At 69.7% G+C, this 14,412-nt stretch carries 14 protein-coding genes; 6 read left to right on the top strand and 8 right to left on the bottom strand.

All coding sequences use genetic code 11. The features are described from left to right. Nucleotides 1–57: 57 nt before the first annotated feature. Nucleotides 58–1,266 (top strand): low temperature requirement protein A, encoded by a 1,209-nt coding sequence (locus NIE111_RS10415; RefSeq protein ID WP_238684183.1) that lies wholly within the window; start codon nucleotides 58–60, stop codon nucleotides 1,264–1,266. A gap of 177 nt (nucleotides 1,267–1,443) precedes the next feature. Here NIE111_RS10415 and NIE111_RS10410 read toward each other — a convergent pair whose 3' ends face one another. Genes NIE111_RS10410 through NIE111_RS10400 form a run of 3 tightly spaced genes read right to left on the bottom strand, consistent with a single transcriptional unit; the run spans nucleotide 1,444 to nucleotide 3,748 of the window. Then, nucleotides 1,444–2,124, bottom strand: a complete 681-nt coding sequence (locus NIE111_RS10410; RefSeq protein ID WP_238684182.1) for a GOLPH3/VPS74 family protein — start codon at nucleotides 2,122–2,124, stop codon at nucleotides 1,444–1,446. Then, nucleotides 2,121–2,840: a hypothetical protein gene (locus NIE111_RS10405; protein ID WP_238684181.1), complete on the bottom strand. Its 720-nt coding sequence runs from the start codon at nucleotides 2,838–2,840 to the stop codon at nucleotides 2,121–2,123. The genes NIE111_RS10410 and NIE111_RS10405 overlap by 4 nt, the downstream gene beginning before the upstream one ends. 26 nt (nucleotides 2,841–2,866) lie before the next feature. Then, nucleotides 2,867–3,748, bottom strand: a complete 882-nt coding sequence (locus NIE111_RS10400) for an ABC transporter ATP-binding protein (RefSeq protein WP_238684180.1) — start codon at nucleotides 3,746–3,748, stop codon at nucleotides 2,867–2,869. A 107-nt stretch (nucleotides 3,749–3,855) separates the two neighbouring features. Between NIE111_RS10400 and NIE111_RS10395 the strand changes: the two genes are divergently transcribed. The 4 genes from NIE111_RS10395 (at nucleotide 3,856) to NIE111_RS10380 (ending at nucleotide 6,955) form a co-directional block, all read left to right on the top strand. After that, nucleotides 3,856–5,010 carry a sensor histidine kinase gene (locus NIE111_RS10395; protein ID WP_238684179.1) on the top strand — a complete coding sequence of 385 codons (1,155 nt, stop codon included), beginning with the start codon at nucleotides 3,856–3,858 and terminating at the stop codon, nucleotides 5,008–5,010. Continuing rightward, nucleotides 5,007–5,609 (top strand): response regulator transcription factor, encoded by a 603-nt coding sequence (locus NIE111_RS10390; protein WP_238684178.1) that lies wholly within the window; start codon nucleotides 5,007–5,009, stop codon nucleotides 5,607–5,609. The genes NIE111_RS10395 and NIE111_RS10390 overlap by 4 nt, the downstream gene beginning before the upstream one ends. 280 nt (nucleotides 5,610–5,889) lie before the next feature. Then, entirely contained in the window at nucleotides 5,890–6,384 is a 495-nt protein-coding gene (locus NIE111_RS10385; protein ID WP_238684177.1) for a nuclear transport factor 2 family protein, read from the top strand. A gap of 220 nt (nucleotides 6,385–6,604) precedes the next feature. Further along, the gene (locus tag NIE111_RS10380) at nucleotides 6,605–6,955 is read left to right on the top strand and encodes a hypothetical protein (RefSeq protein WP_238684176.1); all 351 of its coding nucleotides are present in this window, start codon (nucleotides 6,605–6,607) and stop codon (nucleotides 6,953–6,955) included. A 178-nt stretch (nucleotides 6,956–7,133) separates the two neighbouring features. On the opposite strand, the gene NIE111_RS10375 is transcribed toward NIE111_RS10380, so the two are convergent. Further along, nucleotides 7,134–8,045, bottom strand: a complete 912-nt coding sequence (locus NIE111_RS10375) for a GNAT family N-acetyltransferase (RefSeq protein WP_238684175.1) — start codon at nucleotides 8,043–8,045, stop codon at nucleotides 7,134–7,136. Between the two features lie 237 nt (nucleotides 8,046–8,282). Here NIE111_RS10375 and NIE111_RS10370 point away from each other — a divergent pair, with 237 nt between their 5' ends. Next, a complete protein-coding gene (locus tag NIE111_RS10370; protein WP_238684174.1) occupies nucleotides 8,283–10,496 on the top strand; it encodes a hypothetical protein in 2,214 nt (737 codons plus the stop codon). On the opposite strand, the gene NIE111_RS10365 is transcribed toward NIE111_RS10370, so the two are convergent. From NIE111_RS10365 to pdxR, 4 genes are read right to left on the bottom strand one after another with little or no spacing between them, the layout of a single operon-like run. Beyond that, a complete protein-coding gene (locus tag NIE111_RS10365; RefSeq protein WP_238684173.1) occupies nucleotides 10,458–11,591 on the bottom strand; it encodes a lipocalin-like domain-containing protein in 1,134 nt (377 codons plus the stop codon). The two genes, NIE111_RS10370 and NIE111_RS10365, sit on opposite strands and share 39 nt — an antisense overlap. Before the next feature lie 47 nt (nucleotides 11,592–11,638). After that, complete coding sequence (locus NIE111_RS10360) at nucleotides 11,639–12,454, bottom strand: NAD-dependent epimerase/dehydratase family protein (RefSeq protein WP_238684172.1); 816 nt, start codon at nucleotides 12,452–12,454, stop codon at nucleotides 11,639–11,641. 15 nt (nucleotides 12,455–12,469) lie between these two features. Continuing rightward, the gene (locus NIE111_RS10355) at nucleotides 12,470–12,874 is read right to left on the bottom strand and encodes a cupin domain-containing protein (RefSeq protein ID WP_238684171.1); all 405 of its coding nucleotides are present in this window, start codon (nucleotides 12,872–12,874) and stop codon (nucleotides 12,470–12,472) included. After that, on the bottom strand, nucleotides 12,862–14,313 hold the full coding sequence (gene pdxR, locus NIE111_RS10350; protein ID WP_238684170.1) for a MocR-like pyridoxine biosynthesis transcription factor PdxR: 1,452 nt from the start codon (nucleotides 14,311–14,313) through the stop codon (nucleotides 12,862–12,864). Before pdxR ends, NIE111_RS10355 begins: the two co-directional genes overlap by 13 nt. Between the last annotated feature and the right edge of the window lie 99 nt (nucleotides 14,314–14,412).

Raw genomic sequence — 14,412 nt, 5'->3', positions numbered from 1 at the left:
CCCTTCCGGCGTGGTACCAATACCCGGATAGGCGAAGCCGGCAGGAATGGGCGGCCCATGTCGACAAGGGCAGCAGCGCTGCTTCGAAAACCCGGGCAACCGCAGCGTCCGAGCCTTCTGGAACTCTTCTTCGACCTCGTCTTCATCTTCGCCCTCAATCGGGTCTCACAGCGACTGGTCGCGGAGCTTACCGAGCAGCGCGTCGTCCTCATCGACGTCGGCGAGACGCTCCTGTTGCTGCTGGCCTTCATCGTGCTGTGGTTCGTCACGGCGTGGGTCACCGACCTCTACGATCCGCAGCGGCCGCAGCTTCAGGTGCTGGTCTACACGGCCATGCTCGGCGCGCTGGTGATGGCGGTCGCGGTGCCGCACGCGTTCGGGGACAGAGGTCTGGCCTTCGCTGGGGCCTACGTCGCCGTCCACATCATTCGTGGGCTGGTCATCGTGCCGCTGCTGCGTGGCCACGAAGCTCAGCGCCGAGCGGCTGGGGTGTTCTTCTGGTTCACGTTGTCGGCAGTGCCGTGGATCGCCGGCGCGATCGTGACGGATCTGGCCCGCAGCCTGTTGTGGACGCTCGCGATCGCCATCGACGGCGCGGCACTGCTGCTGTTCTATCCCGCGCCGTGGTCCCGTCCCACGCAACGGCAGTGGCCCGTCCTGGCCGAATACCTGTCTGAGCGCTACCGACAGTTCTTCATCATCGCTCTCGGCGAACTTATTTTGACGACCGGCTCGGCCTACAGCGACACCTCGTTTCGGCACGGCGGAGCCGCGGCAGCCTTCGCGGTGTCATTCATCACCACCGTGCTGCTGTTTCGCGTCTACGTCTTCAGGGCGGGCCAGTTGTTGCCCGAAGCCATCAGGGTCGCCGCTGAGCCCGCGCACCTCATCCGGGAGGCTTTCCTCGCGCACGTACTCATGGTGGCCGGGATCGTCGCCGTTGCCGTGGGGTACGAAATCGTGATCGAACATCCGTTCGGGCACACCAACGCGGCGTGGGTTCTCGTCGTCCTCGGCGGGCCGATGCTCTTCCTGATTGGACGAGCCCTGGTGGAACATGCCGTATTCGCCCGGGTGTCCCGCTCCCGGATCGTCGGCGCTCTGGCGCTCGCCGCCGCCTCACCGTTCATGATCCTTCTGCCGCCGCTGGCCGTGGCCGTCACCGCCGTCATCGTCCTCGCCGGCATCGCCGCCTCCGACGCCGTCCACGCCAAGGGGAAACCACCCGAACGGCCGCACCCGTCCAACACCCGAGAGGGAGCGTAGAAGGCTTCCACCGACCCGCACACGTCCGTCGGTCCTGCGGAGGCCGCTGCCGGGGCGCGGTGTGCTGCCGCACCCTGGCAGCGGGTCGCCGGTCGTCAGACGGAGACAGTGAGCACCAGTTTGCCGGCCGTGTGACGGTCTCCACGGCCGCCAGCGCCTCCCGCGCTCTCCTCGAAGCTAGCTTCGAGGAAGCACTGTGATGGCCGCGATGGCGCTGTTGACGACGGTGGCCGTCACGGTGCGGGTCACGGCCGCCGCCGCGGCGTCGGCACCCCAGTTGCCCCGCTCGAGTTCCTTGGCCCGGCTGATCACCGGTGACGTCCACGGGATCTCGCGGTCGAACTGCGGGAGCGTCCCGCTCGCCGAGAGCAGCGCCGCGAGCGCGGCGACACGGGCTTGCGGCTCCGCGCCGTCCACCAGGACCCGCCGAACGTCGGCGAGCAGGCGGGCCCGTCGTTCGGTCCTGCCCTCCCGAAGGGCCGTCGTCCGGAACAGGCCGAGCACCTTACGGGGCTCCTGGTCGATGTCGCCCCGCGCGATGAGCCGTTCCAGCACCGGCTGGCGCAGGGCTGGACCGATCGCGGCCAGGGCCGTCTGCACCCCCCTCGGTTTCTCGGCGAGGTAGTCCCACGCGGAGCCCAGGAGGCCATCGGTCGGTGGGTGACCTGCCACGCTCCTGAGCCGCCCTCGGTCCGCAGTGGTCAGGTGGTCGCCGAGGGCGAGGTCCGCGAGAACGGCGCCGCCGAGGACGTAGAAGAGGGTGTTCTCTCCCGCGATGGTGCCGGATCTGGGTTGGAACAGGAGTAGTAGGAGATCTTCCACCACTGTCGGCGCGTCGGATCGGGCTTCGATGGTCATCGGCGCGGCTCCCAGCGGAAGAGTCGGGTGGCCAGAGCGACGGCGACGACGACCCAGCCGAGCGTGGGCGCGAGCAGGAACAGGGAGTCGGTCACGGCGACGCCGCCGTTCCAGGCGTTCATTGTCAGTTCGGTGGCCGCGCCGCCGGGCAGCAGCCGCTTGAGCCAGGCGAGGTTCTCGGTGCCGGTGATGCCCACCCAGCTGGCCATGGCGATCACCCCGAGGGTAACGGGCAGGGTGGTGACCTGGGCGTGTTCGGGGGAGTTCGTCAATCCGGCCGTGGCCAGCGCCAGGCCGATCATCATGGCCACTGTCGCGAGGACCGCCACCACCAGCAGGGCGACGTTCGCCGGTGCGTCGGCGACCACGGCCAGGGCGGTCAGGATCGCTGTCACCTGCACCCCGGCGAGGACGACCACTGGCAGCAGGAGGCCGGCGAGGATGCCGGCGTCGCCTTCGGCGGTGGAGCGCAGCCGCTTGAGGAAGAGATTCTGTCGCCGGGACGCCAGGGTGGTGACGGCGGTGGCGTACAGCCCGAACGCGGCCACCGTGAACGTGACGATCGCGGCGATGTAGCCGAGGCTCCCGATGGCGGCGTACGTCTCGTGCTGACGGACGAAGAACACGCAGACCGCGACCGGGATGATGAGGCTGGTGATCAGCACGAGCCGGTTGCGGAAGATCTGGATCAGTTCGCTGGACGCGATGGACAACACGGTGAGGCTCCTCGCGGAAGATCGAATCAACTGTTGATGGCGCGGAAGACGTCGTCGAGGCGGGTCGGCCCTGCCGCCAGGTCCCGCAGCTCCACGGCGTGGTCCTGCGCCCAGCCGAGCAGGAGGTGCAGGTCCTTCTGCAGCTCGAAGGTCTCGACCACGACCTTCCCGGCCGCGTCGACGGCGGCCCGCACCGGCAGCGTCGGTGCCGGTGCCGGAAGGGAGAAGCGGATGACCGCGGGCAGGGTGCGGGTCAGTTCGGCCACGGTGCCTTCCCGGTGGAGGGTGCCCTGGTGCATCAGGCCGATCCGGTCCGCGCGTTGTTGTGCCTCCTCCAGGTAGTGGGTGGTGAGCACGATGGTCGCGCCGTTCTCCCGGAGCCGGTCGACGGTCGCCCAGACGGCGTCGCGGGACTGGATGTCCAGGCCGGTGGTCGGCTCGTCGAGGAAGATCAGCTCCGGGGTGCCGTAGACGGCGGTGGCGAAGTCCAGCCGCCGCTTCTCTCCGCCGGAGAGCTGCGACACCTTGCGGCCGGCTCGGCCGGTGAGGTCGACCATGTCGAGCACCCGGTCGACGTCGTCGCTACGCCCGCTGAGCCGGCCGATCAGACCGACGGACTCACGGACGGTGAGGTCCGGGGAGAATCCGCTCTCCTGGAGCATGACGCCCATTCGGGGACGTACCGCTCTCCGGGCGTCGGGGCTGTGCCCGAAGACGCGTACCGAGCCCGAGGTTGGCCTCCGGTGTCCCTCGATGACCTCCAGGGTCGAGGTCTTTCCGGCGCCGTTGGTGCCCAGCAGCGCGTACAGCTCTCCGGGTCGTACCTGGAAGGAGAGGTCCTTGACGGCGTGGAAGTCGCCGTAGGTGAGGTTCAGCCGTTCGACGTCGATGACGGGTGTGGTGGACATGCACCAATGACAGCGCGGGCGCGGCCGACCCGTCAGTGGCACCACGTCATCACCGCATGTGACGTGGTGTCACTGGTCGGCGCCTCTGGCTGCCGGATACTGAGGTGGTGACCGCTCGATCGCCGCGCTTCACCGAGTCGACGCAGGGGAGGCTGCGCCGGCTCAACCTGGCCACGTCACTGCCGCCGGTGGTGTTCGCCGCGGTGGTCCTGCTCTACACCGATGCGCGTGCCTGGTGGCACGTCGTCGTCCTGGCCCCGGGGGCCGTGGCGGCCGTGGTGGCGTTCGAACGGTGGACGGCAAACGACCTCGCCCGGGTCGCGCTGCCCTGTCTGGTCGTGGCGGCAGCGGTCTGGCCGCTCGGGGTCCTGGTGACCGGCAGCCCCAACGCCTACTGGGGTGTCTGCGCCGTAGGTTCACTTGCCCTGCGCGAGGTGCGACGACGCCGGAAGCTGGTGATGGCCGGGCTGTTCACCTACGTCGCTGTCGTCGGCGCGGCGCGGCTGCTGGTGCAGCGGGACGACGTCGGTCACGTCCTGGTCACCTACGTTCTCATCCCGACCGCCCTCACCATCGTCGTGACGGTCTTCACGGTGGTGGGCGAGCGGTTCTACGACCTCATCCGGGAGCTCGAACAGACCCGGGAACGCGAGGCGGAGCTGGCCGTGGTGCGGGAGCGCGTGCGGTTCGCCAGCGACCTGCACGACATCCAGGGCCACACCCTGCACGTGGTGAAGCTGAAGATAGCCCTGGCCCAGCGACTGCTGCTCCGCGACACCGCTCGGGCGGAGAAGGAACTGCGCGAGACGTACACGCTGGTCAGCGACACCATCGCGCAGACCAAGGAACTCGCCTACGCGCAACGGCGGCTCAACCTCACCGCCGAGATCGAGAACGCGAAGAACCTGTTCGAGGCCGCCGGAATCCGGGTCCGGGTGACCCGGGAGGCCGAGGTCGACGCCCGGGCCAGCGAACTGCTCGGGCAGGTGCTGCGCGAGACGACCACGAACATCCTGCGCCACGCCCAGGCCACCCAGGTGCAGATCACGCTCGCCGCGTCGGGCATCACCATCGTCAACGACGGCGCGACCGCCAGCACGCCCCCGGAACTCAGGGGACTGGCGGCGCTGAGGCAACGGGTGGCGGGCGATGGGGGTGAGCTGACTGTGGAACAGGAGGACGGGCGGTTCCTGACCGCAGCGACCTTCCCACCCACTCGGGTCGACGCGCCCCCGACGGCTACCGGGAAGGACGGCCGATGACCACCATCGTGCTCGCCGACGACGAGGCGCTGCTCCGCACGGCCCTGGCCGCGCTGCTGCCGATGGAGGGCGACATCACCGTTCTCGCCGAGGCGCAGGACGGCCGCACGGCGATCGCCGCCACCCTGCGCCACCGGCCCGACGTGCTGGTCATCGACCTGGAGATGCCCGGCGTGGACGGCCTGGGCGCGGTCGCGGAGATCCGCCGCGAGCGACCGGAGCAGGTGATCCTCATGCTGACCCGACACGCCCGCCCCGGCGTGCTGCGCAAGGCCCTGAAGCTCGGCGTCCAGGGCTTCGTCAGCAAGTCCGCCGAACCGGCCCACATCACCTCGGTCATCGCCACCCTGCACGCGGGCAAACGCTGGATCGACCCGGACGTGTCCACGCTCGCCGTCACCGACGACTCCCCACTTACCGACCGTGAAGCCGACGTCCTGCGGGTCACTGGCGAGGGCTACTCGGTCGCCGACATCGCCGCACGCCTGCACCTCGCGCCGGGCACCGTCCGCAACTACCTCTCCAACGCCATGCGCAAGACCCAGACCCGGACCCGCCACGAAGCGGCCCGCTACGCCCGCGAACACGACTGGCTGTAGACGGGCCGAAGTGGCGATCGCGGCGCCGGTTGCCTTCCACGTCGCCATGGTGGTGCTGGTCTGGCTGCACGAGCGGCGAGCCCGGTTGTCGAACGCGGGACGTCGTGTACGCCATTCACCAACTACGTTGGACGTACGCACCCCAGCCCTGATTGCCGAACGATCGCTGCGGGACGAACGTGCCGACGGCGGAGAGCCGTCTCCCCAAGGCGGCCCTGACGTGACAGCGGCATGCAGTACCAGAGCCTCCGGTGTCCACAGCAAACATGGGGGAGGGCCCGTGAATCAGTCGTATGACTCCGTCGCCGCCTGGCGGACCGCCGGCGAGGCCGGTGACGCCGCCGGCGCGGTCGCCGCCCTCAGCCCTGATGTCACAGTGGTCTCGCCGATCACGGAGCAGTTCACCTTTCAAGGCCGCCAGCAGGTACACACGTTGCTCGAAGTGGCCCTGGCCGCGATCGACGACATCACCTACACCGACCAGGTCGCCGAGGGCCGCACCGTCGCGCTCTTCTACGAGGCGCAGGTCGGCGCGGTGCGTCTCTACGAAGCCCAGCGCCTGCGTCTGGGCGCCGACGGCCTGATCAGCGACATCACCCTCTACGTCCGGCCCTTGCCGGCGCTCACCCTGCTGATGGCTCGTCTCGGGCCCGATCTGGCGCGACGCAACGGACAGGCGGGCCTGGCTCGGCTGATTCCGCTCGCCAGCGGCGCGATGCACTCGATGGCCGCCACCGGCGAACGGAGAATCATGCCGAGAGTGGCACCCCGGTAGCAGCATTCGACACTCCCGCACCTCGCTCTGCTGGGGGAGCGAAACCCACCCAGGGCGGGAGGCGTCACGGTGCCGCCTTGGCGAGAGTGCTGGTATGTCCGCTCGCAGAGGCCGTCGCTGGGCGTACGGCGCCTTGGCTTGGTTGATCTTCTTTGTGGTGTCCCATGTGATCCTGGTGTTCTTCCCCGGGCCCGATCCAACCGGTGATGGACCGTGGGGCATGAGGGCCTACGTGATCTTCAACGTGGTGCTCATCTCCATGTCGGCCATCGGAGCAGCCGTCGTTCTGGCCACAGTCCGCCCGCCGGCTCGACGTCTTCCCCAATGGTTGCTGCTGACGCCACTGTTGTTCGGCAGCACCCTGCTCGTCATCCGGGGTGTTCCGGGAATGGTCGAGAATCTTCTGATGGTCAGCGGTGTCCGTCGCGGTGGTTTCGTGGGGGTGGCGGACATCTCGACGGGCGAGTTCTGGGCCGGCATCGGAGTCAACACCTACTTCTTCGCAGGAGCGGTGTTGCTGGTGGGGACAACCGTCTCGTACGGCCGACGATCAGCGAACCCGTCTCGGTGAGGCGTACCGGCGTCCGCGCGGGCGATCTCCTGCCGCAACAGAGTCGCCTCGTCGTCGCGGTCACAGAGCATCAGCACAGTGAACTCTGGCTGGCCGAACGGGCTCGCCCAGTGATGAACGGCCCGCGAACTGCGCGAGCAAACCTCGACCTGAGCGGTGGAGCCGCTCCGCCAGTTGCTCATCGGACGATGACCAGGTTGGCCATGTCGACGACCGGCCGGTAGCCGAGGGCGGCGTAGATCTTGTTCGACGTCGGGTTGGCCTGGTCGGTGAACAGGCAGACCCGCGCGCCCTCGGCCTGGATTCGGCGGGAAACCTCGGCTACCGCGTTGCTGGCCCAACCGCGTCCGCGCTGGGCCGGCGGTGTGTACACCGGGCCCAGGCGGGCCACCCCGAACGACTGTGGGTTCGCGCCGGTGAGGTGCACCGGCTCCCCGGTCTCGTCGACCCAGAACCACAGCCGTCCGGCTCGGATCCGACGCAGCACCTCCGCGTGGTCGGGCGCTTCGTGCGCACTCGTACCGGGCGGGCGGCCCGCCTGTTCGTCGGCGTCGCCAATGAACGCGGCGAGCCACTGCGTGACCAGTCCCGCGTCGTCTTCGGTCGCGGTAACCAGGCTGCCCGGTACCAATGGTGGCCACGTCAGCTCGCCGAGCTCATGCAGTCGTGTGTGCTGGGCGACCTGAACGTCACCCCCGCTGAGCCGGGCCAGCGCGGCGGCGCACAGCTCGGCGGCAGGCAGGGCCCCGTTGACAGCGAGGACCTCCTCCCCGCGCTCGTGCAGGGCGTGGGCCAGCGCAGCGGCCGCCTCGTCGGGCATGGGCAGCAGGAACGGGGGATAGGGGGCATACGGCGCCGAGCGCATCCCGGCGCCGACCACGGCACCGGAGTCGTCGCTGACCACCAGCCACCAGTTGCGGTCGGGCTGCGGGATCCCCTCGGTCCGCTGCGACAACAGCCGGTGCGCGATGGTGGTCACGACAGTGCTGACGACCGGATCGGCGCGCAGGTAGTCACCAGCAACGGCCAGGAACTCGCCCGGATCGCTGAGGAACCGCAGCCGCAGGCCGGTCCTTGGGACGATGCTCATCCGCGTACGCTAGCCACCGCCTACCAGATCGACACAGGAATTTTGTGCGGCCCGAGGACCTGTAAGCGCTGAGCCAGCCGTGCGGCGGGCGCACGGTTGGTCTCGGCCGGGCGGGGTACACCGCCGCGAGTGGCGCGGGGGCTGGGTTCACCCGGTTTGGCCACCGAAGGTGCTTCGGAGGGGCCGATGTCGGGTGCATCAGCGCGGTCAGGCGGGCCCGGGACGTCCGATGACGTGGTGGAACTGCGGGTACACGGCGCCGCCAGCGCAAGCGCCGCCCAGGTGTTGAACGTGGCGCAGGTCGAGCAGGTCGCGGGCGACCGCAGTGGGGGCTTCTACCGACCCCGACGCCCATGTTCGTGCGGCGGCGGCGAACGGGTGACTGAGGCGTACCGCTGGGGTGACCTTCCCGCCGGAAGCGTGGTCCGAACACTGACGCTGGTGTTCCTCCTGCCGTTCATGCTGGCCAACCTGGCGATCTGGATGCGACCGGCGAGCCCTGGCTCCGACGCGACGGTCAGATCCCTGTGCCGGTTGCTGGCGCTCACCCTCACCGCGCTGTACGTGCTGGCCTTCGTCGGCGTCACGCTGGACCTGATCGCGTGGAAATGCATGGGCTCGTCACGTTGCCTGGCCGGGCGTACCTGGTTGTCCTGGTTGGGTGGGCAACCTGTGGGCCTGCGCCTCGCGGTACTCGCTGTGGTTCCGGCCGTCGCCATCGGCCTGCTCTGGCGGGCCAGCACCCGGCCGGGAAAGATGTTCGACGCGTTCCGCGCTCCGGCGGACGAGGTCTCCGAGCACCGACTCAGTGGGATCGGTCAGTGGGACGCCGGGCCGCTGGTGGGTCGGCTGCGCTCGATTCACGTCGCGGCGGCGTTCGCGACACTGGACGTCGCCCTGCTCGCCGCCCGAGCCGCGAACGGCGCCTCGGCCAGCACGATCGTGTTGGCCGTGGCCACCGGGACGGTGCTGGCCGGCTGCGTGGTCCTGCTCTGCCTGCCCGCGCTGCTCGACCGGGCCGCCTCGGATCAGCGACTGGACCGAATCACCCGCACGGTGCGGACGGTAACCGTGGCCCTGACCATCGTGGTGGCGGTCCACGTCCTCGCCAGCCCGGCGCCGTGGCACGAGGGGGGCGGCCTACCCGGCTACGGCGCACTCCTCACCTCGCTGTTCGTTGCCCAGACGACCCTGCTGACCGCCCTCGGCGCTGTGCTGCTCTGGCGCCGGGTACGGCGGCGGGACGCCATCCCGCTGCTCGGGCTGGGCGCGCTGGTGATGGCGGCCAGCGCGGTCAGTCTGGCGGTGGCAGTGTCCGCTGAGTTCGTCTACCGGGTGGCGGATCTACTGGATCGCGACGCGCCGACCGGAGAGGGCCTGGCCTCCGGTCTGCCGCCGGCGTTCACCTGGGCGATCTTCGGCTTTCTCCGGACAGTGCTGTTCACGCTGGTGGTAGCGGTTCCGGTCGTCCTCGTCTCTCGACGCCGTCGACGTCGTGCCGCGGCGGCGATCGTGGCCTGCGACTTTCCGGACCGCCCGCCCGCAGCCGCGACCCGACTACGGCAGGTGCAGGAGGCGATAGCCAGGGCCCGTTTCACGGAAAGGCTGATTCCGTTGGCGGTGGTCTACGCCTGCCTGGCCGGAATCGGCACGGCCACCACCACCCTCGGTCTGCTGGAGTTGCTGCCGAGCGAGTCTGTGCAGCGGTACGCACGGGTACCCGGCGACCTGATCACCTTCTCCATCGCGTTCGGGAGCTGGGGGATCGCCGCGATCATCCTCGGCCTTATCATCGGCGGCATCTTCGCCTACCGGACGGCCGAATTCAGGCGCCACGTCGGTGTCCTGTGGGACCTGGGCACCTTCTGGCCACGGGCCGCCCACCCGTTCGCGCCACCCTGCTACGCCGAACGAGCGGTGCCGGAGTTGACCAGACGAATCACGTATCTGGTCGGACGCGGCAACCTCGTGCTGCTCACCGCACACAGCCACGGTGCGGTCCTGGCCGCCGCGACAGTGCTCCAGTTGCCGCCCCAGGTCAGCAGTCGAGTCGCTCTGCTCACCCACGGGTCGCCACTGAGCCGACTCTACGCGCGACTGTTCCCCGCCTTCGTCGACGACGAGGTGCTGCACGAGATCGGCTCTCGCGTCGATTGGCGGTGGGTGAACCTGTGGCGTGACACCGACTCGATCGGCGGCTGGATATTCACCGCCCACCGGACAGCAGTGCCGGCGACCGTCGGCCAGAGGGCGGCAACGGTGGACCGCCGGCTACGGGATCCCGCCGACGTGGTGCCGTTACCCGGCGACAGCGTCCCGCCTCCGATCCAGGGGCACCGGCCCCGCGGATCGGAGCAGCGGTACGCCGAGGCCGCCCGCGAGTTGATCGAGCGCCTTCGCCAGCCGATGGACTCAGTGCCGCTTCCGGGCGACCCGCCGACCGGGCACTGACGAACCCGCGACGGTGGCGCGGGCGTGCCCGAAGTACATGAGCTCCCAGATCGCGTCCTCGGCGAACGCCTCGACCACCTGTCCGCCCTTGTGGTGCTCGATCGTGAGCAGGCCGGCGAAGCGGAGGTAGGCGCCGTCGAACCGGACCAACCGGGCCGCTGCCCGCTTCAGCCAGGGCAGGTCCTTGGTGAGGGGATTGCGGACCAGGTCGCGCTCGCGGTCGAAGGTCACCACGTACGTGTCGTCGTCGTCCACGTAGGTGTAGCGGACGATGCCCGCCACCGGCTTGCCGGTCTTCGCGTCGGTGTAGACCCCGTCCCGCTCGAACGTCATCTTCGCTGGATCGTCGCCGATGATCCGGCCGTCGCGGGCCAGCATGAAGATGGGAATCTCGGCGAAGCCGTACTTTTCGGCGCCGGTGATGAACGACGCGATGACCGTGTACGGTCCGGCCTGCCCCCGTCCCCAATACCAGTCATTGATGATTTTCGGCAGCCCGACGTTGCCCCAGTTGTGGTCGTGGTAGCCGACGCCGGTCGTCTCGTGCCGCACCCCGTCGATCGTGTACGAGCCCCGCACGGCTCCCTGGGGCACCGAGGGCAGCCAGTTGAACTCGAGGTCGCCCTCCGGGCCGAACAGCATGTGCCCGGTGGCCGGACGCCAGGCCGGGACCTCGGACGTCAGTGTGAAGTCGACCCTCAGCCCCCCGGCGGTCGCCTGGATCCGGTACTCGCGCAGGCTCTCGCCGTGGAAGCGGTTGCCCGGCCCCATGCGGACGTCAGTACGCCCGCTCGCCGCCGACCAGTCCGCTGCGGGGATCGCGATCGTGTTGTGGGACGTCGTCCCGTCAGGCAGTTCCAGGTTGACCCGGAGCTGCGGTGACAGCGGGCTACCCGCCGCGCCGAGGTCCTTGTTCATGAACACCACGACAACCTTCGCGCCGTTGTCGAGGTGGGCGTCGAAGTACCACCACTCGTACGACCCGGCGCGATTGTCGGTGCGGGCGCCGTCCTCCCATTCGCGTACCGCATCGCGCTCCAGCCCGAAGCGGGCATAGTCGTCGCTGAGCGCGGCGAGTTCGGGGTGATCGAACATGACTCTTCGTCTCCGTTGCTTCTGCAAGATCAAATTGTGCGGACGCCTCACAGGGTGGCGAATCCCTGACGCCAGGACGGGTAGGTCGGGTTCCAGCCAAGGTGCGTGCGGGCGTGGTGGTTGCTCGCTCCTCGCGCCCAGCCATGCCGCTCGCCCTCGGTCACCGCTGGCGCTGGCACATTGGCCGCCGCGCAGAACGCGGGCACCCACTGCGAGGCGGCGGCTGGCTCGTCGTCGCAGACGTTGACGACGCCGACGGGCCACTCCAGAGCCGCGACCGCGGCGGCGACGGCGTCGTCGACGTGCAGCAGGCTACTCACGTCCGCGTCGGCGGGGACCTTGCCGGCGGCGGCGAACTGGGCCATCAGACCGTCGCGGGCGTACCAGGTGCCCGGGCCGTAGAGGGTGCCGTACCTCAGCAGGACCCACTCGGGCGCCTCCTGGACGGCGGATTCGAGCGCGGCGGCACCGGCCACACTGGTCTGGCGTGGCTCTGGGGCGTCGAGGTCGAGCGGGGTCTGCTCGGCCGCGGGCTCGGCGCCCGGCTCGTACGCCCAGGCGATGCTCTGTGCCACGATCCGGCGTACCCCGGCGGCGAGCGCCGCGTCGACCAGATTGCGGGTCCCGGTCCGGCGCAGCCGCGAATTGGCGGCGAAGTCGCCGGTGCTCAGGCTGGTCAGCTGGTGCATCACCACGTCGGGCCGGGCGTCGCGGACGGCGGCCGCGACCGCGTCCCGGTCGAGCACGTCGACGGCGACCGGGCCGTTGCGGGCCAACCCGATGACCTCATGCCCCCGGGCGGTCAGGATCGGCTCGAGCCGGCGGCCGATGACGCCGGTCGAACCGGCGAGAACGATACGCATGACGTGCCTCTTCCGTCAGTTCGGCCGGATTGAGCGGCGGTTCTTACGCTGTTCGAGCTCGTCGGGGCTCACCAGCACCAGCATTTCCTGGCCGGGCGCGCACACCATCACGACCAGGAACTTGGTCACCCGATCGGACAGGTTGTTGGCGGACCGGTAGTGGATGACGTCGCCGCCTGGCTCCCAGAACGCCTCACCGGCCTTGATCACCCGTTCGGGCTCGCCCTCCAGCTCGAAGATCATCTCGCCCTCGAGCAGGTAGCCGAAGACCGGGCCGGAGTGCCGGTGTGGCGGCGTGCCCGGGTCGCCCGGTGGCAGTTCGATCGTCGCTGTCATCACGTGGGAGCCATCCGGCAACTCCGGTGGCATGGCCGTGCCCAGCAGCACGATCTCGTTATTTCCGATCTTCATGGTCTGCATGAGTCGAACGTATCCCCGACCGGACCAGCAGGATGGACCAGTTGGTGACCGGTCTGATGGACCAGTTGGCAGAGTCCGGAGAGTGCCTCCTGCCAGGCGTGAGCCGGCGGCGCCGCGTATCCGAGGACCAGGGCCGCCGGCTGCCGCTCATCCGCGGGATCGTGCCAGTAGCCGTTGCCGTGCAGGCCGATCAGGCGCAGTCCCTCGCGGCGTCCGGCCTGGATCAGCCAGCGCTCCTCCGCCACGGAAGCCAGCGGTAGCAGCGCGTGCACGCCGGCAGCGATGCCCTCCAGCGCAGTGGTGGTCACCTCGGCAAGGCGGGCGGCCAGCTCGGTCCGGCGACGTCGGTAGGTAAGGCGCATGCGGCGGATGTGCCTGTCGTAGTCGCCGTGCGTGAGCAGGTCGGCCATCGTGAGCTGGTCGATCGCGGAAACTGCGGCGCCGGCCTCCGCGATCGTCGTCGTCAGGTCACGACGCAGTGGCTCGGGCACGACGAACCAACCCAGGCGGACGCCCGGCGCCAGCGACTTGCTCGTGCTGCCCGCGTACACGATCCGCTCTGGTGCCAGCGCCTGCATGGCGCCCACCGGCCGCTGGTCGTAGCGGAACTCGCCGTCGTAGTCGTCCTCGATCAGGAACGCGTCGTGCTTCCGTGCCCACGCGATGAGCCGGTAGCGGTGCCGTGGGGCGAGCACCACTCCGGTCGGATGCTGGTGCGCCGGGGTGAGCAGCGCGGCCTGACCCGCCGCGTCATCCGGGTCGGCCCCGCCGTGGCCGACGGTGAGCGGGGTGACTGTCAGGCCCGCAGCACGCAGCACCGTGCGGTGATGGGCCAGACCGGGGTTCTCGGTGGCGATGGCGCGTACGCCGCGCCGGTGCAGCGTCCGCGCCAGCAGGGAGAGGCCCTGGGTGAAGCCCGCCGTGATCACCACCGCCTCCGGGTCGCAGAGCACCCCACGGGTGCGCGCGAGATAGCCGGCCACCGCCGCCCGCAGTGCGGGTAGCCCGGTCGGTTCGGAGTAGTCCAGCGTGCCGCGTGGAGCCGTCGTCAGCGCCCGGCGGACGCTGTCCGCCCAGGCCGTTCGGGGGAACGACGCGAGGTCGGGAATTCCCGGCCGCAACTCGATCAATGGCCCGGCCGGGGGCGACGGCCGCGGTTGTCCGCGCGTGCGGGGCGGATCATGGAGCACGTCAGCGACCCGGGTGCCCGAGCCGGGTGCCGCCAGCAGCCACCCTTCCGCCACCAACTGCGCGTACGCCTGCACCACGGTGCCCCGGGCCAGGCCCAGGTCGGCGGCCAGGCTCCGGCTGCCAGGTAGGCGCGACCCGGCCCGCAGCCGGCCGGTCCGAATGCTCTCCCGTAACGCGCTCTCCAGCGAGCGACCCGGGGAACCCGCACTCCGATCGAACTCCAGATGCAGGTCAAGCGACTTCGTCACTCAGCAACGATCCCATTCGCGCGAGCGGCACCGGCAGGTTCGGCGACGACTCAGGCGCCAGACCACCGACCTCGACGTACGTGCCGTCGACGAACCACG

This window comes from Micromonospora hortensis (assembly GCF_022230935.1).
Lineage (GTDB): Bacteria > Actinomycetota > Actinomycetes > Mycobacteriales > Micromonosporaceae > Micromonospora > Micromonospora hortensis.
Note: the sequence above shows the minus strand (reverse complement) of the source record. Positions and strands in the feature narration are given on the sequence as shown.

Excerpts from the sequence above, each read along its gene's own strand:
- NIE111_RS10415 (WP_238684183.1), top strand. The coding sequence starts at position 58 with ATGTCGACAAGGGCAGCAGCGCTGCTTCGAAAACCCGGGCAACCGCAG.
- NIE111_RS10410 (WP_238684182.1), bottom strand. The coding sequence starts at position 2,124 with ATGACCATCGAAGCCCGATCCGACGCGCCGACAGTGGTGGAAGATCTC.
- NIE111_RS10400 (WP_238684180.1), bottom strand. The coding sequence starts at position 3,748 with ATGTCCACCACACCCGTCATCGACGTCGAACGGCTGAACCTCACCTAC.
- NIE111_RS10390 (WP_238684178.1), top strand. The coding sequence starts at position 5,007 with ATGACCACCATCGTGCTCGCCGACGACGAGGCGCTGCTCCGCACGGCC.
- NIE111_RS10380 (WP_238684176.1), top strand. The coding sequence starts at position 6,605 with ATGAGGGCCTACGTGATCTTCAACGTGGTGCTCATCTCCATGTCGGCC.
- NIE111_RS10375 (WP_238684175.1), bottom strand. The coding sequence starts at position 8,045 with ATGAGCATCGTCCCAAGGACCGGCCTGCGGCTGCGGTTCCTCAGCGAT.
- NIE111_RS10365 (WP_238684173.1), bottom strand. The coding sequence starts at position 11,591 with ATGTTCGATCACCCCGAACTCGCCGCGCTCAGCGACGACTATGCCCGC.
- NIE111_RS10360 (WP_238684172.1), bottom strand. The coding sequence starts at position 12,454 with ATGCGTATCGTTCTCGCCGGTTCGACCGGCGTCATCGGCCGCCGGCTC.
- NIE111_RS10355 (WP_238684171.1), bottom strand. The coding sequence starts at position 12,874 with ATGCAGACCATGAAGATCGGAAATAACGAGATCGTGCTGCTGGGCACG.